Genomic DNA, 296 nt, shown 5'->3' on the forward strand with positions numbered 1-296 from the left:
CGTTATCGCCAGAAAAAGTCGCAGTTGCATAGAAGGGTCTCTGCTGAAAATCGGCTTTATAAGCTATGCGTTTTCCTCAACAAACAAAGGAGGCGCTGTCCGGGACAGCCTATTGCAGTATTTACTTGGAGGGTTTCCCCTTTTTCGAGATAGGTTATTCTTCGCTGAAGAAATCACCGCCGTGCATATCGATCATCTCCAGCGCCTTGCCGCCGCCGCGGGCGACGCAGGTAAGCGGATCTTCTGCTACCACCACGGGAATTCCGGTTTCCTCCATCAGCAAGCGATCGAGATTA

1 protein-coding gene is annotated in these 296 nt (G+C 51.4%); it reads right to left on the reverse strand.

Annotated elements, in window-relative coordinates; translation table 11 throughout:
- Nucleotides 1-154: 154 nt before the first annotated feature.
- Nucleotides 155-296 (reverse strand): rod shape-determining protein (locus BG74_RS11380; protein ID WP_187202763.1); only part of this gene is annotated, 142 nt, incomplete at its 5' end.

Origin of the sequence: Sodalis-like endosymbiont of Proechinophthirus fluctus, assembly GCF_001602625.1 — a bacterium.
GTDB lineage: Bacteria > Pseudomonadota > Gammaproteobacteria > Enterobacterales > Enterobacteriaceae.